Here is a 22,405-nt window from a genome sequence, read left to right on the forward strand (position 1 = left end):
TGGCAAGCAGGGGTCCCGCGAAAAACGTCGCTGCAGTGCAGAGAACGGCTCGCTCTTCCCGCACGATGACGGGAAGAGCGGCTGGTCACAGCGAAGGGAGGATCAACGTCCCGGACGCAATTCGAGGCTTTCCAAGCCGGCCGAGACGGCGAGGCCGACCTGCCCCTGCACGCTGAGCGGCTGCAGCGCGATCGAATTGGAGGAGCCGCCGACCAGGACATTGCCGCCGAGTCCGACGCCCACCGCCGCGGAACCCTGCGCGCCCGCATAGTCGCCGGAGAGATCGCCGGGCCCGAGCCGCGCCACGGGGGCATAGACCACCCAGGCGAGCAGCGATTCCTGGGTGATACCGAGATCAAGGCCGACCTTGCGGATGGTCGCGACGTAACGATCCTCCGGCAGGCCGTCGGCGCGCAGCACGCAGCCGAGATGGGTCACCGAGCCGACGATGAAGCCGACGCTGGCGCCGCCGCGGCATTCGAGGACGCCGACCCGCACGCGGTCTTGCGCCTGGGCAGCGCCGGCAAGGCAGAGGACCGCAGCAGTGAGCCCGGCAAGGATGGTCGAGCGCATGAATAAACTCCGGCTGAAATGAAGGTGTGATGCAGACCCGTCGATCGGAGCGATGATCACGGGCGATCACATCTATGCCACAAGGCTTACAGCCGTACCAGAAGCGTCGCGCGTTCATCAGGCTGAACGAGCCACGGCCCCGCTGCTGCGAGGCATTGTCGCCGTACTCAGCGATAATAGCGCGAGAAGTAGGATGAAGGCTGGCTCGGGCTCGGATGAATCGGCAGCAGCGGCATCAGCTCCACCTCGGTGATCCCTGCCGCAAGATTGAGCCCGGTCTGCCCCTGCAGACTGATGGGCTGCAGGGCCGCCGCACGGTCGGAATCGCGCAACAGGAAGCTGCCGCCGAAGCCGAACATCGCGGCCGCACTGGCGGACACACCGCCATAGCGCCCGCGCAGCTCGCTGCGGCCGAAATCATTGACGGGCGCGCTGACCGCCCAGGCCATCCGCGTCTCATCCGTGAGTCCGAGATCGAGCCCGTAGCGGCGCACCCTGGCGACATAGCGCTCCGGCTCGCGGCCCTGGCTGCGGAACACGCAGCGCAGGCGGGCCTGCGACATCACGATCTTGCCGGTGGTGCGGCGCCCCTCGCATTCCAGCACGCCGGCACGCATCGGCCGGCCCTGATGGGCCTGCGCGAACGGCATGATCATCACCATCGCCACGGTCGACAGCACAAGCAGCCGCATCGAACTCCAACCCCACGCAACCAACTTCACTCCGGACAGAAGAAAGGCGCCATGTTCAAAACATGGCGCCTTTCGGCCTGGATATGGGCTTCTGGTGTTTCGAGGCAGCTGTTGCCCGATTACCTCAGATTGCCGCAGAAGCGCTGGATACGCTTGCAGGCGTCCTCGAGATCCGAGGTCTTGGTGGCGTAGGAGATGCGGAACGCCGGGCCGAGGCCGAAAGCCGAGCCTTGCACGACGGCGACGCCCTCGGTCTCCAACAGCTCGGTGACGAAGGTCTGGTCGTTATCGATTACCTTGCCCGACGGCGTGGTCTTGCCGATCGTGCCGGCGCAGGACGGATAGACGTAGAACGCGCCCTCGGGACGCGGGCACTCGATGCCGCTCGCCTGGTTGAGCATCGACACCACGAGGTCGCGGCGCTCCTTGAACACCTTGTTGTTCTCAGGAATGAAGTGCTGCGGACCGTTCAAGGCCTCCACCGCCGCCCATTGCGCGATCGAGCACGGGTTCGAGGTCGACTGCGACTGGATCGTCGCCATCGCCTTGATCAGCTGCGCGGGGCCGCCGGCATAGCCGATGCGCCAGCCGGTCATGCAATAGGCCTTGGAGACGCCGTTCACGGTCAGCGTGCGGTCGAACAGCGAAGGCTCGATCTGCGCCGGCGTCGTGAAGACGAAGTCGTCATAGACCAGGTGCTCGTACATGTCGTCGGTCATGATCCAGACATGCGGATGCTTGACCAGCACGTCGGTGAGCGCCTTCAGCTCGGCCTTGGTGTAGGCCGCGCCGGTCGGGTTCGATGGCGAGCACAGGATCAGCCATTTGGTCTTCGGCGTGATCGCCTTCTCCAGCGCCTCCGGCTGCAGCTTGAAGCCGTGCGCCGACGTGCAGACCACCGGTACCGGCTCGCCGCCGGCGAGCGCCACCATCTCCGGATAGCTGACCCAGTAAGGTGCCGGGATGATCACCTCATCGCCGGGATTGATGGTCGCCATCAGCGCATTGTAGAGCACCTGCTTGCCGCCGACGCCGACGATCACCTGGTTCGGCTTGTAGGTCAGGCCGTTCTCGCGCTGGAACTTGCCGATGATGGCGTCCTTCAGCTCGGGAATGCCGTCCACCGCGGTGTACTTGGTCTTGCCGTCCTGGATCGCCTTGATCGCGGCCTGCTTGATGTTGTCGGGCGTATCGAAATCCGGCTCGCCGGCACCCAGCCCGATGACGTTGCGGCCCGCCGCTTTGAGGACGCGCGCTTTGTCCGTGACCGCGATGGTCGCGGACGGCTTCACACGGTCGAGCGCAGCGGCGAGAAAGGACATCATCAGCTCCTATGCAGGCGTCTTGGATAAGGTGTCTTGGATCACGCGTCGTGGATCACCCTTTTCGGGCCACGACCAGTCATGTCAGGGAAACGTCTGCTTTTAAGGCCCGAAGGCTTGCATCGCAAGAAGCTTGGGCACATGGCTCCCAAGACTTTAGGGAACGTTAAAGCGGCCGGGCTAGCGTGCGCCAACGATTGTCCCAATTTTCAGGCCGAAATGACCACACTCGGGTGCGCGCTCCGATCCGGCGGCTGGCTGACAGCCGCGCGGATCAAGTCTTACAGCTGGATCCTGCTCGTGGTCTCGATCGCGGCCATCGCCGGCTGGATCGCGCTGTCCGACGGCCTGATCGACCGCAACGGCAAGCCAATCGGCACCGACTTCTCCAACGTCTATGCGGCAGGCGTGCTGACCCTTCAGGGCAAGGCCGCCGATGCGTATGATCCGCCGCTGCAGCACGCGATGGAGAAGGCAGTGTTCCACGGCCGCGACGTGCCGTTCTTCGGCTGGCACTATCCACCGTTCTTCTTTGCCATCGCCGCCATCACCGCGCTCCTGCCCTATGCGGGCGGGCTGGCGCTATGGGTGGTCTCGAGCCTGCTCGCCTATCTCGCCGTGATGCGCGCGATCCTGCCACGGCCCGAGACGCTGCTGGTCGCGGCCGCCTTCCCGGCCGTGTTCGTCAACATCGGTCACGGCCAGAACGCGTTCTTCACCGCCGCGCTGCTCGGCGGCGCCTTGCTGATGATGGAGCGCGGCCGGCCGTGGATCGCCGGCGTGCTGATCGGCCTGCTGGCCTACAAGCCGCAATTCGGCGTGCTGATTCCGATCGCGCTCGTCGCAGGCGCGCGCTGGCCGACGATTGCAGCCGCGGGTGCCACGGTTGCAGCGCTGGTCGCGATCAGCTTCGTCGCGCTCGGCCACGACGTCTGGCATGCCTTCTTCCAGTCGATGACCTTCACACAGACGGTGGTGCTCGAACAAGGCGGCACCGGCTGGGAGAAGATCCAGTCGCTGTTCTCAGCGGCGCGCCACTGGGGCGCCGATGTCAAAAGCGCCTACGCGCTGCAGACGCTGCTTGGGCTCTTGCTCGCTGCCGGCCTCGCCTGGCTGTGGCGCAGCGAGGCCGCGTTCGACCTCAAGGCATCGGCGCTGGCGAGCGCGAGCCTTCTCGCGACACCCTATGTGCTCGACTACGACCTCGTGGTGCTCGCCGTCGCGATCATCTTCTTCGTGCGCCACGGCCTCGCCCACGGCTTCCGCGACTACGAGCTCAGCCTGCTCGCTGCCGCCTGGATCGTGCCGCTGCTGTCGCGCAGCATCGCCGGGCTGACGACGATCCCGCTCGGCCTCATCGTGCTGATCGCTCTCTTCATGCTCACCTTGAGTCGCGCGATGACGGATCGCGCCACCGCGATCCACGGCCGCGCGCGCATCGCACAAGCGTGATCTCGATCGCGTGATCTCGCTCGTTTGATTGTTTTGGAAAGTTGTTGTTCGCGCGTGCAGTGCAGTAGCGCTTTTCGACTTTTTCCACCCATCGGGTCTTGCAGGCCGGGCGCATCGGCATCATTGTCTGGCCGCATTGCGGGACGATCTGGCGTCCCGATGCGCGATTCTCCCACGCGACGATTCCTCGAACTCGACATTGGCCGGATGTACAAGCTCTATTCGATGCAGCGCTCAGGCAACAGCTACAAGGTCCGCCTTGCGCTGGCGCTTCTGAACGCGCCCTATCAGGCGATCGAGATCGACATCCTCAGGGGCGAGAGCCGCACGCCGGATTTCCTCGCCAAGAATCCAAGCGGCCAGGTGCCGCTGCTCGAGGTCGGCGAGGATCGTTACATCGCCGAGTCCAACGCGATCCTGTGGTATGTCGCCGGCGGCACGCCGCTGGTGCCGGAGTCGCGCATCGAGCGCGCCGAAGCGCTGCAATGGATGTTCTTCGAACAGCACGCGCTGGAGCCGAACATCGGCGCCGCCTATTTCTGGCTGCTGCTGGTGAAGGGCGGACGCGACCTGCAGACCCACGCGCTGGAAGACTGGATGGAGCGCGGCTATGCGGCGCTGCAAGTGATGGAGAATCATCTGAAGAGCAACGACTACTTCGCCGCGAAGCAACTCACGGTCGCCGACATCGCGCTCTACGGCTACACCCATGTGGCCGACCGCTGCGAGTTCGACCTCTCGACCTTTCCGAAGATTCGGAACTGGCTGCGCCGGGTAGAACAGACGCCGGGCTTCGTCGCGATGGATTGGCAGCCGGCGCTGATCGATTCGGCCGGCATCGCCGCCGACTACGATTGAGCGTTCACCGTAAGACTACCGACCGCCCGTAGAACAGCGGGGAAAATACACGCGAAGGCGGGAACAAATACCGCCAGCGCCATGCTTTGGCCATTTTTGGTCGTTCGCCGCCGCAATCCTGCCCAGCCCGACCTTAGAATTTACCTCTGCGAGTGATTCGCTCGCGGACGTACGGGTAAGGGATGACGACTGCATGTCCCGGTGGCGTGGTGCTTCCGTTGCAAAGTTCGACCAGATGAGCGGTCACGCGTCGTTGCTGGACTCCAGGCGGCGCGGGACGCCGTTGCAGGATCCCATCGGCGGCTTTCACCACGACGCGACGCTCACCCTCTCCCCCCGCCTGACCACTGCCGTGGCCGCGATCATCGTCGCCAGCACGGTCTCGGTGGGCGTGGGTGTGACCTTCGTCATCTGGTCGATCGAGGCCTTCCTCGCGATGCCCGCTTAGAACGAAGCCATTTTGACAACCCTTCGCGGTTTTCGCGACAACAGGCGATGATTGTCTCGCGCTCCAAATGGCGATGAAATCAACGGTCGTAATCGTTGCCGTGACCCTGGCCCTCGCGATCCTGCTGGCGGCGTCACTGCTGATCCTGATCGAGCGGCGGGGCGAACTGTCGCTCTCCCCGATGACCGCGGAGGATCAGACCATCCATGTCCAGTTGCTGCGGCCGCCGGCCGCCGACGCGGGCCTTCCTGTCCCCGATTGATCTCGGATCGCACGGCCATTATCGAGGGCTTCGTACGACCTGATCAACGGTGAAGCTCCGATGACCGACGCCCTGACCATTCGCGCCATCGACCGCGAGGACTATGAGCGCTGGCTGCCGTTGTGGGACGGCTACAACGCGTTCTATGGTCGTTTCGGGCCAACCGCGCTGCCGGTGGAGATCACCGCCGCGACGTGGGAGCGTTTCTTCGATGCCGATGAGCCGGTGTATGCGCTGGTCGCCGAGAACGGCAGCGAACTGATCGGCCTCGCGCATTATCTGTATCACCGCGCCACCACCGCGATCGCGCCGCTTTGCTACCTCAACGACCTGTTCACCAGCGAAGCCGCGCGCGGCAAGGGCGTTGGCCGCGCGTTGATCGAAGCAGTCTACGCGCAGGCGCGCCAGGCGGGCGCGCCTCGCGTCTACTGGCAGACCCACGAGACCAACACCACCGCGCAAGCGCTCTACGACAAAGTCGCCGAGCGCTCGGGCTTCATCGTCTATCGCAAGACGGTGTGAGGAGCGCCGTTGTCACTCAGCCGTCACGGCTCAAGCCTACGCTGTGACCGAGCGCTTGATCAGGCCCCCCGTCAAAGATCACGCGTGTCAGCGGTCCCCGTCAGTCGCCGTCTCTGACCGGGGCCGCGTTTTTTTGGGTCGGTCGTCTCCTATGAGCAGGACTGTCCCGTCCTGCACCAGGTCTCACGCCACGTTCGTCCTCGGATCCAATTGCGCCGATGGGACCGGCGGAGACGTCTGCCCCTGCGCCGCCTCCACGCACGTCCTGACGGCCTCGCCCATGCCGGCCGCGACCAGGTCGGCCTTGGTGGCTTCCTGCAAGGCTTTCGCGGCGTCCTGGTCGACATCCGGTGCGCAGCAGACCAACATCACTTTGGCCCTCGGGAGCCGCCGCTTCAGGCGTCGGACGCTGTAGCGCATATGTGCGACGCCGGATTGTCCGAGATAAACCAGACACGCGATGGCGACGCCTGCCGGCTCGAGCTTGATGACGTTCGCGGTGGACAGCGCCTCGGCTCCGGACACCTTCGCTCCCAGACCGTGCGCCGAGAACAGCTGCGCGAGAAGCACGGCTGCGGCTTCATCGATCGGGGTTCGGCCCGCGACGCACAGCAGTGGCCGTTCACTCTGCCACCCCTCTGCTAGACGATCCTTGCTCAATATGGGGATCGCATCGACCGCACCGCTGCCCGCCGTGTCGTCTATCGCTGACGCCGCCTCCGGGTCGGTGGTCGCCTCGCCGACCATCGTCGGACTGTCAATCTGATCGGAGAGATCGACGGTCAACTCCGCCACCGCGTCCCGGATCGTTGCAAGACGATCATAGGCGAGAGCGCCGCGATCGGCGTCGGCTTGGGCCAGTTGCAATCCCTTCACCGCCACCTCATCGCAATACGCGATCAGCGACCGCTCCTTCAAAAACTCCTCGGCTTTCTCGGCCGCTTCCGTCGGATCGTTCGCGAGCATGCGCTGGTAGAAGATCTCGGGCGGGGACAGCGCCGGACGATCTCCGAACATCACATCGAGGAATTCGAGACTTTCCACATGCCGCCCGATGACGACGAGGCAGACCGTCAGCGGTGTCGCGAGCACCAGCCCGATGGGCCCCCACAGCGCGGTCCAGAACGCGGCGGAAACGACCACGGCCACCGGGGACAGGCCGGTGCTTCGCCCGTAAACCATGGGTTCGATGACGTGGCCGAGCAGCGGCTCCACCACGACGAACAAGGCCAGCGTCCAGATCAGCATCGTCCAGCCGGGATCGACCGCCGCGGCCAGTGCCAGCGGAAACGCTGCAGCGATGACGGCGCCGATATAGGGGACAAATCGCAGCGCCGCGGCGAGAATCCCCCAGAGAATGGCGCTGGGAATGCCGATGAGCCATAACCCCAGGCCGATCACAACGCCAAAGCCGCCGTTCAGGGCAAGTTGGGTCAGGAACAGTCGGCTCAGCCGGTAGGCTGCGTCATCGAGCGCCGCCGTGGTGCGCTGCAGGTCGGACGAGCCGGCGAGGCGAATGAGTCTGTTCCGGAGATCCTCGCGCTGAAGAAGGATGAAGATCACGAAGATGATGATGATGCCGGTCGTCGCCAGGGGATGGATGAGCGGCGAGATCAGCGTTCGGAGACTATCCAGTGCTCCGGGATCGGGCTGGCGGACTTCCACGGGGATCGGAGCAACAGGCGTCGATGAATTCCCCCTTAGCCCGCCTGCCGGCCGAGGTGCCTCCGGCTCCTTCGGCTTGTCCAGTTCCTTGCCGAGGTCCCTGAGCATGTCCGACGCACGCTCGAGTGTCCCTCGACCGGCTTTGGTGTCGCGGAAGGACTGGATCTTGTTGCTCATCGTGGATTGATAGTTCGGCAACTCGCTGGCGAGCTGGGTGAGCTGCGTGGCCAGCAAGCTGCCGAGAGCGAAAATCAGGACGAAGGCGAGAAAGACCACGCTGACGACAGCCAGCCCGCGCGGAGCGCGCAGCCGCTGCAGCTGCGCCACCAGCGGCGCCAGCACGAAGCTGAGCAGGATGGCCAGGGCGACCGGAACGAGGATATCGCGGCCGAAATAGAGGAGCGCGATTATGATGACAGCAAATAAAGCGACGGCCAGAGCGCTGATCAGCCCCAGGACTTCCTCGGTGGTGCGGGCCTTGAGCGGTTGTCGGCTGATCATCAAACTCTCTTTTCCGAGCAAGGACGGGCAGCGCGCCAAGCCGTGGGCTGAGGCAACCGTGGAGGGATGGCGAACGCGGCCCGCCCGGCATCGGCGGAGACCTGTCTCCGACAGGCAATAACGAGGTCTCGTGGCTCTGGTTCCCGGGCGCCTCACACGGCATGCGCGTCAACTGGTCGCTTCGACAGTCACGCTGGTCCAGCCTTGAACGGCGTCCGACAACTGCGGCCGGTGATCAGGGCGCTTGTCGCGAGACGTTCACAGCAAGTACGTCCGCGCTCCCGCTCCCCGTTCTTCACGGGGAAAGGGAGCGCAGCGGCTTCGAGGCGGCATCAAGTTGAAAAGAGAGCTACTTCTTCCCGCCCACCGTCTGCCTCACCTCGAACCCCTCGAACTGCGGCGGGCCGAGATAAAGGGGCTTGTTGTCGCCCGCGCCCTTGTGGGCCATGCGGAAGGCTTCGGATTTGGTCCAGTCCTCGAAGGCGGTCTTGGAGGCCCAGATGGTGTGCGAGGCGTAGAGCGTGTGGTCCTCGGCCTCCGGGCCCTTCAGCAGATGGAATTCGACGAAGCCGGGCACTTTGTCGAGATGGCTGTCGCGCGACAGCCAGACCTGCTCGAAGGCGGCTTCCGAGCCCTTGGCAACGCGAAAACGATTCATGGCGATGAACATGCTGATCTCCTGGATAATGTGCCGCGGGCTCCAGGAATAGCAGACTTCGGGCCGCGATGCGCTTCAAGACATCGTCGCGGGTGCGGCGATGTCACGAGCCTTTGGCGGCAGCCGAATGCAGAGCAAAGGCGGCTAGGCTATCAGCCCCTTCATCGGCTTCACGGCTGCGCTCTCGGGAAACACCGTCTCGCCGAGGGCGCGTTCGCTCAGGCCGAGATGATCGGCGAGCACGCCCTTGAAGACCGCGCGCAGATCGGTGGTCGGCGCGAGATCGCGGCCCTGATAGAGGCTCGCCGTCCTGAGCGAGGGCCAATCGGCGATCACGCGTCCGCCCTTCACCGCGCCGCCCGCGAGCAGCGCGATCGTTCCGGTGCCGTGATCGGTGCCCTGCGTGCCGTTGATCCTGGCGGTGCGTCCGAACTCGGTGGCGACCACGATCACGGTGTCGCGCCAGCGCGGACCGAGCCCGCTCTCGAATTCGGCCAGCGCGCCGTCGAGGCCCGACAGCGGCTGCGCCAGCCGGCCGACCGCGCCGCCTTCATTGGCATGCGTGTCCCAGCCATCGAACGCCAGCGCCGCGATCCGCGGACCGTCATCGGCTGCCATCAGCTTGGCCGCGCCGCGCGCCACCTGGCGCATCGCCGCGATCTGGTTGCCGCCGGGCTTCGGCTTCATGTCGTCGCCGAATGCGACCTTCTCCAGCTTCAACCCTTGCGACAGCGCCGCGGCGAGCGCGGGATCGCGATGCGTGTAGAGATCGACCAGCCGCATTGCCGTCTCGTCGTCGGCCTGCGGCAAGGTCACTGGCGCCCAGCCCACGGTGGGCGCCGCGCCACGCAGCACCAGCGGCGCGGTCGGACCGACCGCGAGCGCGCCGGCGACGCGCGGCCCGCGCGGCAGCACTTCGAGCGCACGGTTGAGCCAGCCGGATTGCACGCGCCCCGGCCCGGCAAATCCGCTTTCCAGCACGTCCTGCCCGTCGAAATGCGAGCGCTCGCGATACGGCGTCGCGACCGCATGGAGGACAGCCGCCTGCTTGTCGCGAACCATCCGCGCGAATTCCGGCATCGCCGGATGCAGCGCGAAGAACGAATCGAGCGGCAGCGCCGCATTCGGCCCAGCCGTGGTGAGCGCGATGGCGCCGTGCAGCCCGGCGTAATCCGGATCGCCGACCGGCGCGACAGTGGCGAGCCCGTCGAGCGCGCCGCGCAGGATGACGACGATCAGCCGCGGATCGCGCTGGTCGGCCGCGCGCGCGAATTTCGGCACGTAGCCCCATGCGGCGAAGGATGCGCCGGCCAGCAGCAGATGACGTCGCGAGGTCAGTAGCCGCGTCCTCATCGGATCCATCATCATCTCCTCTGGAATTCAGGTGACATCATCAGCAGTGCCAGCGCCTGCTGGCGTGATTCCGCGCGCTCGATGGTGCGACGTGTCTCGGTCGAGCTGGCATCGCCCGCGACGAGTTCGAGCAGCTCGCGCGGATCGAGATTGTTACCGAGGCGCGCGCCGAGCTGGGAGGAGATGTCGAGCCGCAGCTTCATGCCTTCCGGCGCGGCCCACATCGCATTGCTGTCGCCGAATCCGTTCGGTCCGGCGGGCGCCCACAAGGGCTGGCCGAGCGTGTTGAGAGAATTGAGATAGAAGCCGGGATCGTCGGGGACACGCGCCAGCAATCGGCCGCCGGCGATCAGGAACTCATAGGGCGAGCGGATCTTGGTCAGTGGCGCCGACCAAGCCTCGTCGGACTCGACGAGCGTCGACGTCACCGCCTTCAGGTCGCCGTCGGTCTTCTTGAAGACGGCCTCGAGCCGCGCCACCAGAGCCGGCGGCGGATCGTCGGCGACGAAATGGCGCGTGAGCTTGGTGGCGATGAACTTGGCGGTCGAGGGATGGCGCGCGATGTCGGCGAGCGCGGCTTCGCCCTGCGCCAGACCATCGTCCTGATAGATCTTGCCGAGCAAGGTCTGCGGCCCCGGCTGGTGCGCATTGGCATTGAACACGAAGCTGCCCGGCGCGCCGTTGCGCGCATTGCGTCCGGCGAAGCTCCAGCCGGTGATGATGCGGGCGAGCGACGTCACGTCCTCGTGCGTATAGCCGCCGCCGACTCCGAGGGTATGCAGCTCCATGATCTCGCGCGCGAGGTTTTCGTTGAGGCCGCGCTTGCGGCTCTGGCCGGCGCGCGAATCCGGGCCGAGCGATTCCTGATTGTCGAGAAAGAACAGCATCGCCGGATGCTGCTCCACCGCCTTGAGCATATCGGCGAAACGCCCCAGCACGTGCGGTCGGATCGCCTCGCGCTCGAATGCGCCGGCCCACATCCGCGCCAGCTCGCCCTTGCCGGCGGAGATGCAGAAATGGTTCGACCAGAACGCCACCAGACGCTCGGTGACGCCGCAATCCGCAAGCACCGCGCGCTGCACTCGCGCCAGCGCCTCGGCGCGGAACGTCTTCTGGACAACGTTGGGAGGTTGCTGCGGCTGCGCCGGCTTCGTGGGTACAGCCTGCATCGCCGGCTCGGTGGCTGCCGTTGTGCCGTTGGCCGGAGGCGCCGCCATCTGCGGATCGGCGCCGTTCATCGATAGGCCGCGCGTCTGGCCGGGCGGCTCCGGCGGCGGCTCGGCTTTCGCCGCGGCTTCGCGCGCCCTCTTCACCTCGTCTTGATACGCGAAGACCGCGTCAGCGAGCGCAGGCGTGCCCTGCAGGCCCGGCACCTCGAGCAGCGCGCCCGTGGGCCGCGCGAGCTCGGCCTTGACGAAGCCGCGCGGATCCGCCGCCGCATTGACGAGATCGCCAGATGCCCCGCCCCGCGCGCCGAAGCCGAAGCGGTTCAAGGCGACGAGTGCGGCCTTCGGATCACGCGCCATGCCAAATCCTCATCAGGTCCCGGGTCGGTGCGCCAGGTTCACGAGCAGCTCGATACCGCTGCGCTGGCGCAGGCTCCTGCTGCGCACTATACTTCTTCGTGCAGATGAACCGGACATGAAAAGGGCGCGCGGCGCGTGGTTCCGAACGTGACAAATCGTTTAGCAAACGTTACCGCGCGCACGCTCAGCTGCGAAGCGTGCGGAACCGAATTTACCTGCGATCCCCACGGCAGCTGCTGGTGCTTCGACGAGTCCGTTCGTCTGCCGCTGCCGAAGGCCGGGCAGAGCGGGTTCAACGACTGCCTGTGCGCCAGATGCCTCGCAAAACTCGCCCGCCCATCGGAGGCGACCTCGTGACCCGCTGGCATGTGGAGGCTGTCCTGCTCGACATGGACGGCACCCTGCTCGATACCGAGAAGGTCTATCTCGAAGCGTCGATCGCGGCGATGAAGGCACTCGGCTACACCGAGGGCATCACCGAGCTCTGTCACGCGATGATCGGCATTCCCGGGCCCGACAATGAGCGGACCCTGCGCGATCATTTCGGCGACAATTTCCCCCTTGTCGAGGTCAACAGGCTGTTCGCCGCCAAGACCGCCGAGATCCTCCATGCCGGCATGCCGCTGAAGCGCGGAGTCGTCGACCTGCTCGATGCGATTGACGCAGCCGGTCTGCCGAAAGCTGTCGTCACCTCGTCGTCGCGCCACACGGCCGCAGAGCATCTGCGCCTGGCTGGCATCGATCATCGCTTCGACGCGGTGCTGACGCGCGACGATGTCAGCCGCGCCAAGCCGCATCCGGATCTCTATCTGCTAGCCGCGGAGCGGCTGCGGACGCGGGCGCCGGCCTGCGTCGCGATCGAGGATTCCAATCCCGGCGTCGCCGCGGCCCACGCCGCCGGCGCGATCACGCTGATGGTGCCGGACATCGTGCCGCCGACCGATCAGTCGCGCGAGAAATGCGTCGCCGTGCTGCCCGACCTCGACGCCACGATCACGCTGCTCGCCGAACGTTCGGTGCTTCCGGTCAGGACCTGAAGCGGCGGCGCCTTCATTCGCCATTGTCTTCAAAAGCTGCCGAAGCCGGTCACGATCTCTTCACGCCAATGCACGCATCCGGGGGCGCTGATGGATGCATTAACCCGCATGAACTACCTTGGGAACGTTCGTGGATGGGTCGGTTTCATGTTGCGATTTATTGGCACCGTGGGCGTGGCATTCGGTGGTGTGAGCTGGGCCGTAAGGGGCTTTCCGTTGCCGGGCGCGTCGACCTGGTCGGGCCCGATCGAAACGGTGTCGAACCTTGCTGGCGGGTCCGAGACGGTGGCCGTGGTGGCACCGCTGTCCGCGACCGTGGACATGTCGTTCGGCGATGCCAGGTCCAGGGAAAAATTCGATCGCAAGGCGTGGCTCGCCAAGCACACCTCGCAGAGCGACAAGAACCCCAAGCTCGATGCGTTGCGCATGGACGCGCTGCAGGCCGCGACGGCCTACAAGCTCTCGCCTTGCGACAAGACCCAGAAGCAGAACCTCGTCGAGGCGCTCACCGCCTATACGCGCGCCTATGTCGCGAAGCTGGATTGCAAGCGCAACTTCCTCGGCATCAAGGTCTGCTCCGACAAATCCATGGAGGAGGCGGCGGCCAGCGTCAGCACGCCGCTCGATGAGCGCGTGAAGGAAGCGCTGTATGCGGCCTTCGACGAGCAGGGAATCACCAAGGCGGACTTCCCGGCCGACATCCGCGAGGACGTCCCGATGTTCGCCGGGCCCGGTCTGTGGTCGGACGAATCGTCGGTCTGCCGCATCCGGCAGGCCAATCGCGACCGGCGCTGATCGAGAGCGGGCCATGAACCGGCTCCTCTTCATCATCGCCGCCATCGTCGTCTGGCAGGTCGCGGGACACGTCTTCCTGAAAGAGGCGCCGCCCCAGGCGAAAGCGTTTCCGCCAGTGAGCGGCGCGGAGTTCGAGGATCACGAGAAGTACACTCGCGACGCGCGGCAGTCGCAGCGCCAGGGCGCGCTGAAGGCGCTCGACCGCGCCTGGAGCGACCGCTGCGGCGAGAAGCGCAAGAGCTTCATCAGCAGCGTCGGCCACTACTACTATCACCGGCAGAACCAGAACGAGCGCTATCCCGAGATCTATGGACCGGCCGGCGCGACCTACATTGCCGGGGTCTGGACCTCGCCCGAGGATCGCCGCATCGACCGCCTCACCCAGGAGGCCTACGTCGCCGGCTACCTCAAGCCGTCCGATTTCGAAGCCATGTCCAGCCAGGTGGTGGCGACAGTCGTCCGCGGCGAGCAGGTCAGGGGCCGCGGCTGCGCCGGCTGAGTGTCTTGCGAGGGAGCGCCGCCGCGACCAGCGCGCGCGCCGCGTCGCCCGCCGTCGCCATGTAGCTCGCGTCCCGGTGCAGCAGCACGACGGCGAAAGCGCCGTCGAGCAGTAGCAGCATCTGCCGCGCAAGCTCGCTTGCGCCTGCGATCCCCTGCTGCTCGAACGTCTGCCGCAACCAGGCCTCGAACTTCTTCTTGTGCGCCGCGCCGATCTTGATCGCAGGATGGCCAGGCAGATTGGCGAGCTCGGCGGTGGTGCGCAGGAAACCGCAGCCGCGCCATTTCGGGTGACGTGCGGACACGGCGAGCTGGCTGAAGATCGCCGCGATCTTGTCCGGCAGGCCGCCCTTCGCCTCGTCGAACCAGCGCTTGAACAGCTCCAGGTTCGGCTGGTCGCGCGCATCAAGATAGGCGGCGACGAGATCGTCCTTGCTGCGGAAATGATAGTACAGCGTCTTCTTGGTGATCCCGGCCTTCTCCGCCACCGCATCGACGCTGACCGCGCGGATGCCGTCGGCATAGAACAGTTTGTTGGCCGCCGCCAGAATACGGCTTCGGGTCGGATCGGAGGAACGGGGCATCACTGCGCTCGACATGGGTATACTGCCCAGTGAATATACCTCGGGCAGTCCCGCGCCTAGTCTGGCTGGCAAGTCCTTCCAGCCCGCGAGGCGCCGTCATGGCCGATCCCGTCCTGTGTCACGTCTCCGACCGCATCGCCCTGCTCACGCTCAACCGGCCCGAGCGGCTGAATGCGCTGAGCTACGCGCTGATCGATGCGCTGATGGAAGCGCTCGACCGCATCGAGACCGATCCCGGCATCCGGGCCGTGATCCTCACCGGCACAGGCGAGCGCGCCTTTTCGGCCGGCGCCGATATCCATGAGTTCAGCGGCAGCGTCGCCGCGGGCCGCGACGCCGCGCTGCGCGACTTCGTCCGCCGCGGGCAAACGATGACGGCGCGGCTGGAGGCGTTCCGCAAGCCGGTGATCGCCGCCGTCAATGGCCTCGCCTTCGGCGGCGGCTGCGAGATCACCGAGGCGGTGCATCTGGCCGTCGCCAGCGATCGCGCGAGCTTCGCAAAACCCGAGATCCGGCTCGGCATGCCGCCGACCTTCGACGGCACGCAGCGGCTGCCGCGACTGGTCGGTCGAAAGCGCGCGCTCGAATGGCTGCTGACAGGTGATCCGTTCACCTCGCAGCGCGCGCTGGAGATCGGCCTCGTCAACGCCATCGTGCCGCATGACGAGCTGCTGCCGGCGGCACGCGCACTCGCCCAGCGCATCATCCGCCACGGCCCCGACGCCGTCGCCAGCGTCATCACCGCGGCCACGCGCGGTCTCAACATGGCCATCGGCGAAGGGCTGCAGGTCGAGAGCGAACAATTCGCGCGGCTGGTCGGCAGCCGCGATCTGGAAGATGGCCTGACAGCGTGGCGGTCGCGCCGGTCGCCTGCCGCCTAGAGCGCGAAGCCCGGCGACTTGCGCGCCAGCCCATCGAAAGCATCGAGCAGCCGCTCGCGCCAGGCGTAGACGCTGTCGCTCCCCTCCAGCAGGCGGAACGGGCTGACCACCCGCGCCCATTGGAAGCCGCCGAACACGATGTAGTCGGCATAATTGGGCGCGTCGCCGCCGATGAAGGGTTGCGTCTTCAAGGTCTGGCGCAGCGGCTCGAGCGAGCGGCGGAAGCCGGTCACGGCCTGGTCGCGCGTCGCCATGATGTCCTCGAGGCTCTTGCCGAACCGCGCCTCGCGCGACGCACGGAAATAGGCGGCGTCTTCCGCCGCCAGATTGTTCGGGATATCGGCGATGATCAGCGGGAAGATGCCGCCGACGATGGCGATGTCGCCCCAGGCGTTCATGAACCGCGCCATCGCACGGCCGCCGGCGCCGCCGAACAGCGACGGCCGGTCCGGATGATTGTCTTCCAAATAGTTCGCGATGGCCCAGGAGTCCGCTACGGCGCGGTCGCCGTCGAGCATGACCGGGACCTTCTCCGAGCCGTGCGCCGCGATCGCTCCCTTCTCGGTGAAGCGCCAGGGGATGGACTCGGCGCTCAGGCCCTTGTGCGCCAGCGCCATCCGCGTGCGCCAGCAAAATGGGCTGAACGGACGCCCCGCGTCACGCCCGACGAGTTCGAACAGCTTCAACGCCATGCCCGGTCCATCCTCCCCTTGACGGACCGGTTCTAGCCCAGGACACGGCCGTTGTCGCGCAGCAGTCGCGCGCCGGCCTCGGTGACGACGATGCAGAGGCCTACCCCGGCGATCTGCTCGCGCGCGACGTAGCCGAGATCGGCGGCATCCTCCCACACCGTCAGCCGCGGACAGCTGGTGCGCCAGGTCGCGACCACCTCGGCGTGGCTGCGCGGCTCGCGCGCGATCCATTCGACGAAATCCAGCACCAGGGGATCTCCGCTCATGCGTCCCTCATTCCGCTGCGACGGAGCGCTGCGCGAGCAGCAGCAGCCAGCCGCCATAGAGGATGTAGTAGCTCGCGACCGCCGTGATGATGCGGCTGGCCCAGGTCCGGAACTGCTGCTCACTCATCGCCTCCAGCAGGCGCCTTGCCAGCGTCGTGCCGAGCATCGATGCGGCGATCGCAACAGCTGCGAGCGCGGGATCGAGGCTCGCCGCCTGGTCGATGATGCCGCCGAAATAGATCAGCTTGGTGAGATGGCTCGCGACCTGGCAGGTCGCCTTGGTCGCGACGATCGAGCGCCGGTCGAAGCGCGCGCCGAGGAAGAAGGTGTCGAGCAGCGGGCCGGACACGCCGGTCATCAGCATCAGCCCCATGCAGATCATGCCGTAGGTCGCGCCCTGCCAGACGCTCTCCGGATCGGGCCTGAGCGAAGCCGGCAGCAGCCGCGCCATGAACGGCGTGACGCCGAGCATCAGCAGCGCGACCGGCTTGTCCGGAACGTAGCGGATCAGCGACCACAGGCCGAGCGCCAGCGCGCAGCCGATCAGATAGACCGCAACCGGCCGCCAGCGGATGTGCCGGCGCCACAGCACCGCGCGCCAGCCGTTGGAGGCCATCTGCGTGATCGCGTGCAGCACCATCGCCGCCGGGAGCGGCATGATCGCGAGCAGCACGCCGATCAGGATCAGCCCTCCGGCCATGCCGAACAGGCCCGACAGGAACGCCGTCGCGACCATCAGCAATCCGAGCGCTGCAATCAGGACGGGCGTCATGGCTGATCTCCTCTCGCGGCCAACATCTCGCACTGGCGGCGGCGGCGCAAACCGAGTTATCTTGCCCTCCATCAGTTTTCCTGAGGGCTCGCATGCGGCGACTTCTGTTCCTGAACGGCATCAAGGCCTTCGAGGCGGCCGCCCGTACCGGCAGCTTCGCCGCCGCCGGAACCGAGCTCAACGTCTCCGCCGCCGCGATCAGCCGGATGGTCAACCTGCTCGAGCAGCGGCTCGGCGTCGTGCTGTTCGAGCGCAAGGCCAACCGGCTGGCGCTGACCACGGCTGGACGCGCCTATCAGAGCGGACTGACGCCGATCTTCGACGCCCTGTCGAGCCTGACCGCGCAGATCATGGCACCGTCGTCGATGCGGGTGCTGACGCTCGGCGTCGGCCCGACCTTTGCGATGAAATGGCTGATCCCGCGGCTCGCCGATTTCAGGAAGGTGGAGCCCGACATCGAGGTCCGCATCACCACGGGCGGCGCGGCGGTGCCGTTCGGCGACGACTGGAGTTGCGGCATCCGGCTCGGCGACGGCGCCTGGCCGGGCCTCGTGGCCGAACCGCTGTTCGCCGCCGACCTCGTCCCGGTGTGCACGCCGCGGCTGGCAGCGACGCTGAAGCGGCCGACCGATCTCAAGGGTCCGAGCCTGCTGCGCGTCTCGCATGCGGCCGAGGACTGGCCGCTATGGCTGAAGGCGGCCGGCATCACGCGCGTGACCGCGCGCGGCACCGAATTCCAGTACTACGGCCATGCATTGCAGGCGGCGATCGACGGCCTCGGCGTCGCGATGGGCATTCGTCCCTACATCGATGACGATCTCGCCGCAGGACGTCTGGTTGCACCATTCGCGCTGACCGTACCCAAAGGCGAGCGCTGGTATCTGGTCTATCGCAGCTTCCAGGCCGGACAGCGCGATTTCACCGCCTTCCGGCGCTGGATCATCCGCGCCGCCGCCCAATCCGCCACACGGAACGCGCCCCGCAAGGATACCGTCAAAAAAGACGCGAACGTGTGAACCCGTTCACATCTGCCGAGACGTATTCATGCTGTCATTGCCGTTCGGGACATCGGGACTTGGCAATGACGTATTTGTACGAGGACTTCGCCATCGAGCCGTTCGAAGCAGGAAGGGGCTTGTGGCACGCGCGGATCCGCCGCGCGGACATGACTCCGGTGGTGATCAATGGTGTGTCATTCCCCTCTCTCGAAGTCGGCTTCGCGTGGTCCGATGCAGACATGGCGATCGCTGACGCCAAGAGCCACATCGATCGGTTCCGCAAACGGTGGAGATAGTGCGGCTTATTTGCAGCGAAGGGAGGATATTGCACAACCCCCGGGAAAAGACGGATAGCGCAGCGTGGAACAATCTCCGAGAGTGCGGGCACAGAGAGTCCACTGCAACGCTTGAAATCCAACTCTCCAAATAACGCTCCAAGCCGACATTCAAATCGCCAATTCGAAATGCCGAGTGTATTCGTGATGCGGACTGCAATTCATGGCTGAGCCTGCCCTCAAACACCTCACCTACTCGGTTCGCACGCGATGCCCGGACTGCGATGCGGAACTGAGCATCCTCAGCGTCATCAATGGTCGCGGCGGCTCGGAATATTGGGCGCTGCAATGCATCGCCTGCCACGGCGTTCATCTCGACATTGTCGATCCTCCAACGCGTCACTGACATCAATCGTCAGCAGTCGAGCGTGTCGGCGCCCACCGCTCTGCGGGCGCCCGGTTCCGGCGATCGACCCCAGGCGGTCGCCGGCGAGCTGGAGCGAATGATCCACAGGGGCTGCTGCCACCCTGCTGTCAGCAGTCCGTGGGCAAAGCGCGTTCACTCTTTCAAGTCGCGGCCATCGGTCCCATATTCGGGCCATGGCGAAGACTCCCGACACCTCCAAGGACATCTCCAAGAAGCCCGGCCGCACGCCGAAATCGAAGGCGCACCGCCCGGACGTGCAGCCGATCGCGCCGGCGCTCGCCGAGTTGCTCAATCCCGCGATCAACCGCGGCGAAAGCGGGATTGGTTCGTCGACGGGGCTGCAGCCGCCGCCGGATAATTCCTGGGACCGCCGCACCGGCGGCGAGGCCGCCGCGCACCGCGCGCGGGCGTCGACCCGGACCAAGAGCGCCGATGTGACCGCACGCGACAGCGGCGATCGCGCCATGCCGCTGCGACCGAATCCGCAGCCGGCCGGCGCTCGCGCCGGGAGCACGCCCGATGACGGCGCCGAGCTGACCGGCCTCTCCGAGGCGCCGCAGGCCAAATACGGCACATCGGCCACCATCCCGACGCTCGATCCGGAGCTGGCCCGCCAGCTCGGCCTGCCCACCGCCGAGGATGACGACGAAGCACTGGCCCGTCCGCCGCGCAGCAAGATGGAGGCGCTCGGCGTCAAGGCCACCGCAGAGGCGCTGGAATCGCTGATCCGCGAGGGCCGCCCCGAGTTCCGCAAGGACGACGGCTCGCTGAAGGTCTGGACCCCGCACCGGCCGCCGCGGCCCGAGAAGAGCGAGGGCGGCGTCCGCTTCGAGATCAAGTCGGCCTATGAGCCGAAGGGCGACCAGCCGCAGGCGATCAAGGAGCTGGTCGAGGGCGTCGCGCGCAACGACCGCACCCAGGTGCTGCTCGGCGTCACCGGCTCGGGCAAGACCTACACCATGGCCAAGGTGATCGAGGCGACGCAGCGCCCGGCCCTGATCCTGGCGCCGAACAAGACGCTGGCCGCGCAGCTCTATGGCGAGTTCAAGAGCTTCTTCCCCGACAACGCCGTGGAGTACTTCGTCTCCTATTACGACTACTACCAGCCCGAGGCCTACGTCCCCAGAACCGACACCTATATCGAGAAGGATTCCTCGATCAACGAGCAGATCGACCGCATGCGCCATGCCGCAACGCGCGCGCTGCTCGAGCGCGACGACGTCATCATCGTCGCCTCGGTGTCCTGCATCTACGGTATCGGCTCGGTCGAGACCTACACCGCGATGACCTTCGCGCTGAAGAAGGGTGAGCGCATCGACCAGCGCCAGCTGATCGCCGACCTCGTCGCCCTGCAATACAAGCGCACCCAGCACGACTTCACCCGCGGCACCTTCCGCGTCCGCGGCGACGTCATCGACATCTTCCCGGCTCACTATGAGGACCGCGCCTGGCGCGTGAACCTGTTCGGCGACACCGTGGAGAATATTGAGGAGTTCGATCCGCTCACCGGCCACAAGCAGGACGAGCTGGAGTTCATCAAGGTCTACGCCAATTCGCACTATGTCACGCCGCGCCCGACTTTGGTGCAGGCGATGAAGTCGATCAAGCACGAGCTGAAAATCAGGCTCGACCAGCTGCACGCACAGGGCCGCCTGCTCGAGGCGCAACGGCTGGAGCAGCGCACCACCTTCGACCTGGAGATGATGGAGGCGACCGGCAGCTGCGCCGGCATCGAGAACTACTCGCGCTATCTCACCGGCCGCCTGCCCGGCGAGCCACCGCCGACCCTGTTCGAATACGTGCCAGACAACGCGCTGGTGTTCGCCGACGAGAGCCACGTCACCATCCCGCAGATCGGCGGCATGTTCCGCGGCGACTTTCGCCGCAAGGCGACCTTGGCCGAATACGGCTTCCGCCTGCCCTCCTGCATGGACAACCGCCCGCTACGGTTCGAGGAATGGGACATGATGCGGCCGCAGACGGTCGCGGTGTCGGCGACACCCGGCGGCTGGGAGCTGAACGAGGCCGGTGGCGTGTTCGTCGAGCAGGTCATCCGCCCGACCGGGCTCATTGATCCTCCAGTGGACATCCGCCCCGCCCGGACCCAGGTCGACGATCTGCTCGGCGAGGTCCGCGCTACCGCCCAGAAGGGCTATCGCTCGCTGATCACCGTGCTGACCAAGCGCATGGCCGAGGACCTCACCGAATATCTGCACGAACAGGGCATCCGCGTCCGCTACATGCACTCGGACATCGACACCATCGAGCGCATCGAGATCATCCGCGACCTCCGGCTCGGCGCGTTCGACGCGCTGGTCGGCATCAATTTGCTGCGCGAGGGCCTCGACATTCCCGAATGCGCTTTGGTCGCGATCCTCGACGCCGACAAGGAAGGTTTCCTGCGCAGCGAGACGTCGCTCATCCAGACCATCGGCCGCGCCGCGCGCAACGTCGACGGCAAGGTGATCCTGTACGCCGACCAGGTCACCGGCTCGATGGAGCGCGCGATGGCCGAGACCGCGCGCCGCCGCGAGAAGCAGGTCGAGTACAACACCGCCCATGGCATCACGCCGGAGAGCGTGAAGAAGTCGATCGGCGACATCCTCAACTCGGTCTATGAGCGCGACCACGTGCTGATCGAGACCGGCGGCGGCACCACCACCGACGACGTCATTTCGATCGGCCACAATTTCGAGGCCGTGCTCGCCGATCTCGAAACCCGCATGCGCGAGGCCGCCGCCGATCTGAACTTCGAGGAGGCCGCCCGCCTCCGCGACGAGGTCAAGCGCCTCCGCGCCACCGAGCTTGCCGTCGTCGACGACCCCACCGCCAAGCAGCGCACCGTGCAGGGCAAGGCGGGCTCTTACGCCGGCGCCAAGAAATACGGCGACGCCGCCAATCTGCCGACGGCTGCGATGAAGGGCCGCGGCACGTCCGCGCGAGGCAGCTCCAAGTCGCGCGAGCGCGATCCGCTGGCGCCTTCAATGGACGACATCCTTGGCTCTTCGAGCCGCGACGGCAGTGCCTCCTCACCCTCTCCCCGTTCTTCACGGGGGCGGGACGAGCGAAGCTCGCCCTTGGAGGGTCGGGGTGAGGGGCGCCCCACGGGGACTACCTCCACCTCCAAAGTCCACAAACCCCACCTCGACGAGATGCACGGCCCGGAGTCCCTCCCCTACCGCCCCAACGCCAAGCTGCCGCCAAAGCCCTTCGGCAGCAGCAGCAAGATCATTCAGCCGACCAACTCCCGCGAGTCCGGCCCGGAGTTCGGGCCCGCGCCGCGATCGACGGGTGGCGCGCCAGGCAAGCGCGGTGGATGGAAGAAGCGGTGAGCATGCATGGTGCGAG

The 22,405-nt window shown here is 66.2% G+C and carries 25 protein-coding genes; 14 read left to right on the forward strand and 11 right to left on the reverse strand.

What is annotated here, in order from left to right; genetic code table 11:
- Positions 1-102: 102 nt before the first annotated feature.
- From BRADO_RS27770 to BRADO_RS27780, 3 genes are all read right to left on the reverse strand, one after another.
- Entirely contained in the window at positions 103-573 is a 471-nt protein-coding gene (locus tag BRADO_RS27770; protein ID WP_012029525.1) for a DUF992 domain-containing protein, read from the reverse strand.
- A gap of 167 nt (positions 574-740) precedes the next feature.
- The gene (locus BRADO_RS27775) at positions 741-1,265 is read right to left on the reverse strand and encodes a DUF992 domain-containing protein (protein WP_012029526.1); all 525 of its coding nucleotides are present in this window, start codon (positions 1,263-1,265) and stop codon (positions 741-743) included.
- A 119-nt stretch (positions 1,266-1,384) separates the two neighbouring features.
- On the reverse strand, positions 1,385-2,587 hold the full coding sequence (locus BRADO_RS27780) for a pyridoxal phosphate-dependent aminotransferase (protein WP_041757773.1): 1,203 nt from the start codon (positions 2,585-2,587) through the stop codon (positions 1,385-1,387).
- 219 nt (positions 2,588-2,806) lie between these two features.
- Here BRADO_RS27780 and BRADO_RS27785 point away from each other — a divergent pair, with 219 nt between their 5' ends.
- The 5 genes from BRADO_RS27785 (at position 2,807) to BRADO_RS27805 (ending at position 6,129) form a co-directional block, all read left to right on the forward strand.
- Entirely contained in the window at positions 2,807-4,039 is a 1,233-nt protein-coding gene (locus tag BRADO_RS27785) for a glycosyltransferase family 87 protein (protein WP_012029528.1), read from the forward strand.
- Positions 4,040-4,246: 207 nt separating this feature from the next.
- Positions 4,247-4,897, forward strand: a complete 651-nt coding sequence (locus BRADO_RS27790) for a glutathione S-transferase family protein (RefSeq protein WP_041757033.1) — start codon at positions 4,247-4,249, stop codon at positions 4,895-4,897.
- Positions 4,898-5,090: 193 nt separating this feature from the next.
- Positions 5,091-5,345 carry a hypothetical protein gene (locus BRADO_RS27795; protein ID WP_041757034.1) on the forward strand — a complete coding sequence of 85 codons (255 nt, stop codon included), beginning with the start codon at positions 5,091-5,093 and terminating at the stop codon, positions 5,343-5,345.
- A gap of 67 nt (positions 5,346-5,412) precedes the next feature.
- Positions 5,413-5,607: a hypothetical protein gene (locus tag BRADO_RS27800; protein WP_012029531.1), complete on the forward strand. Its 195-nt coding sequence runs from the start codon at positions 5,413-5,415 to the stop codon at positions 5,605-5,607.
- 60 nt (positions 5,608-5,667) lie between these two features.
- Entirely contained in the window at positions 5,668-6,129 is a 462-nt protein-coding gene (locus BRADO_RS27805) for a GNAT family N-acetyltransferase (RefSeq protein ID WP_012029532.1), read from the forward strand.
- Positions 6,130-6,312: 183 nt separating this feature from the next.
- Here the strand turns inward: BRADO_RS27805 and BRADO_RS27810 are convergent, their stop codons facing one another.
- The 4 genes from BRADO_RS27810 to BRADO_RS27825 all read right to left on the reverse strand — a co-directional run bounded on the left by BRADO_RS27810 (position 6,313) and on the right by BRADO_RS27825 (position 11,832).
- Entirely contained in the window at positions 6,313-8,295 is a 1,983-nt protein-coding gene (locus BRADO_RS27810; protein WP_012029533.1) for an AI-2E family transporter, read from the reverse strand.
- Positions 8,296-8,644: 349 nt separating this feature from the next.
- Positions 8,645-8,965, reverse strand: coding sequence for an antibiotic biosynthesis monooxygenase (locus tag BRADO_RS27815; RefSeq protein WP_009026294.1), 321 nt, complete (start codon positions 8,963-8,965; stop codon positions 8,645-8,647).
- Between the two features lie 132 nt (positions 8,966-9,097).
- Positions 9,098-10,321, reverse strand: a complete 1,224-nt coding sequence (locus BRADO_RS27820; RefSeq protein ID WP_012029534.1) for a DUF1501 domain-containing protein — start codon at positions 10,319-10,321, stop codon at positions 9,098-9,100.
- Entirely contained in the window at positions 10,318-11,832 is a 1,515-nt protein-coding gene (locus tag BRADO_RS27825) for a DUF1800 domain-containing protein (RefSeq protein ID WP_012029535.1), read from the reverse strand. The genes BRADO_RS27820 and BRADO_RS27825 overlap by 4 nt, the downstream gene beginning before the upstream one ends.
- Before the next feature lie 147 nt (positions 11,833-11,979).
- Here BRADO_RS27825 and BRADO_RS34420 point away from each other — a divergent pair, with 147 nt between their 5' ends.
- The 4 genes from BRADO_RS34420 to BRADO_RS27840 all read left to right on the forward strand — a co-directional run bounded on the left by BRADO_RS34420 (position 11,980) and on the right by BRADO_RS27840 (position 14,163).
- Positions 11,980-12,189, forward strand: coding sequence for a cysteine-rich CWC family protein (locus BRADO_RS34420; RefSeq protein ID WP_371259373.1), 210 nt, complete (start codon positions 11,980-11,982; stop codon positions 12,187-12,189).
- A complete protein-coding gene (locus BRADO_RS27830; protein ID WP_041757036.1) occupies positions 12,186-12,869 on the forward strand; it encodes an HAD family phosphatase in 684 nt (227 codons plus the stop codon). The genes BRADO_RS34420 and BRADO_RS27830 overlap by 4 nt, the downstream gene beginning before the upstream one ends.
- Positions 12,870-13,016: 147 nt before the next feature.
- A complete protein-coding gene (locus BRADO_RS27835) occupies positions 13,017-13,664 on the forward strand; it encodes a hypothetical protein (protein ID WP_244422904.1) in 648 nt (215 codons plus the stop codon).
- 13 nt (positions 13,665-13,677) lie between these two features.
- A complete protein-coding gene (locus tag BRADO_RS27840; protein ID WP_012029539.1) occupies positions 13,678-14,163 on the forward strand; it encodes a hypothetical protein in 486 nt (161 codons plus the stop codon).
- Here BRADO_RS27840 and BRADO_RS27845 read toward each other — a convergent pair.
- Positions 14,138-14,746 (reverse strand): TetR/AcrR family transcriptional regulator, encoded by a 609-nt coding sequence (locus tag BRADO_RS27845; protein WP_012029540.1) that lies wholly within the window; start codon positions 14,744-14,746, stop codon positions 14,138-14,140. The two genes, BRADO_RS27840 and BRADO_RS27845, sit on opposite strands and share 26 nt — an antisense overlap.
- A 98-nt stretch (positions 14,747-14,844) precedes the next feature.
- Between BRADO_RS27845 and BRADO_RS27850 the strand changes: the two genes are divergently transcribed.
- Positions 14,845-15,627 (forward strand): crotonase/enoyl-CoA hydratase family protein, encoded by a 783-nt coding sequence (locus tag BRADO_RS27850; RefSeq protein ID WP_012029541.1) that lies wholly within the window; start codon positions 14,845-14,847, stop codon positions 15,625-15,627.
- Here the strand turns inward: BRADO_RS27850 and BRADO_RS27855 are convergent.
- The 3 genes from BRADO_RS27855 to BRADO_RS27865 are packed head-to-tail and all read right to left on the reverse strand — an operon-like array spanning position 15,624 to position 17,357.
- Positions 15,624-16,319 (reverse strand): glutathione S-transferase family protein, encoded by a 696-nt coding sequence (locus BRADO_RS27855; protein ID WP_041757038.1) that lies wholly within the window; start codon positions 16,317-16,319, stop codon positions 15,624-15,626. The genes BRADO_RS27850 and BRADO_RS27855 overlap by 4 nt on opposite strands.
- Before the next feature lie 32 nt (positions 16,320-16,351).
- Positions 16,352-16,585, reverse strand: a complete 234-nt coding sequence (locus BRADO_RS27860) for a hypothetical protein (protein ID WP_012029543.1) — start codon at positions 16,583-16,585, stop codon at positions 16,352-16,354.
- Between the two features lie 7 nt (positions 16,586-16,592).
- Positions 16,593-17,357, reverse strand: a complete 765-nt coding sequence (locus tag BRADO_RS27865) for a sulfite exporter TauE/SafE family protein (RefSeq protein WP_012029544.1) — start codon at positions 17,355-17,357, stop codon at positions 16,593-16,595.
- 92 nt (positions 17,358-17,449) lie between these two features.
- Between BRADO_RS27865 and BRADO_RS27870 the strand changes: the two genes are divergently transcribed.
- The 4 genes from BRADO_RS27870 to uvrB all read left to right on the forward strand — a co-directional run bounded on the left by BRADO_RS27870 (position 17,450) and on the right by uvrB (position 22,389).
- Positions 17,450-18,373 carry a LysR substrate-binding domain-containing protein gene (locus BRADO_RS27870; RefSeq protein WP_012029545.1) on the forward strand — a complete coding sequence of 308 codons (924 nt, stop codon included), beginning with the start codon at positions 17,450-17,452 and terminating at the stop codon, positions 18,371-18,373.
- A 65-nt stretch (positions 18,374-18,438) separates the two neighbouring features.
- Positions 18,439-18,651: a hypothetical protein gene (locus BRADO_RS27875; protein ID WP_035655128.1), complete on the forward strand. Its 213-nt coding sequence runs from the start codon at positions 18,439-18,441 to the stop codon at positions 18,649-18,651.
- A 202-nt stretch (positions 18,652-18,853) separates the two neighbouring features.
- Complete coding sequence (locus BRADO_RS27880) at positions 18,854-19,036, forward strand: hypothetical protein (protein ID WP_009026282.1); 183 nt, start codon at positions 18,854-18,856, stop codon at positions 19,034-19,036.
- A 194-nt stretch (positions 19,037-19,230) separates the two neighbouring features.
- Positions 19,231-22,389, forward strand: a complete 3,159-nt coding sequence (gene uvrB / locus BRADO_RS27885; RefSeq protein WP_012029546.1) for an excinuclease ABC subunit UvrB — start codon at positions 19,231-19,233, stop codon at positions 22,387-22,389.
- Positions 22,390-22,405: the final 16 nt, after the last annotated feature.

The organism is Bradyrhizobium sp. ORS 278, from assembly GCF_000026145.1.
GTDB lineage: Bacteria > Pseudomonadota > Alphaproteobacteria > Rhizobiales > Xanthobacteraceae > Bradyrhizobium.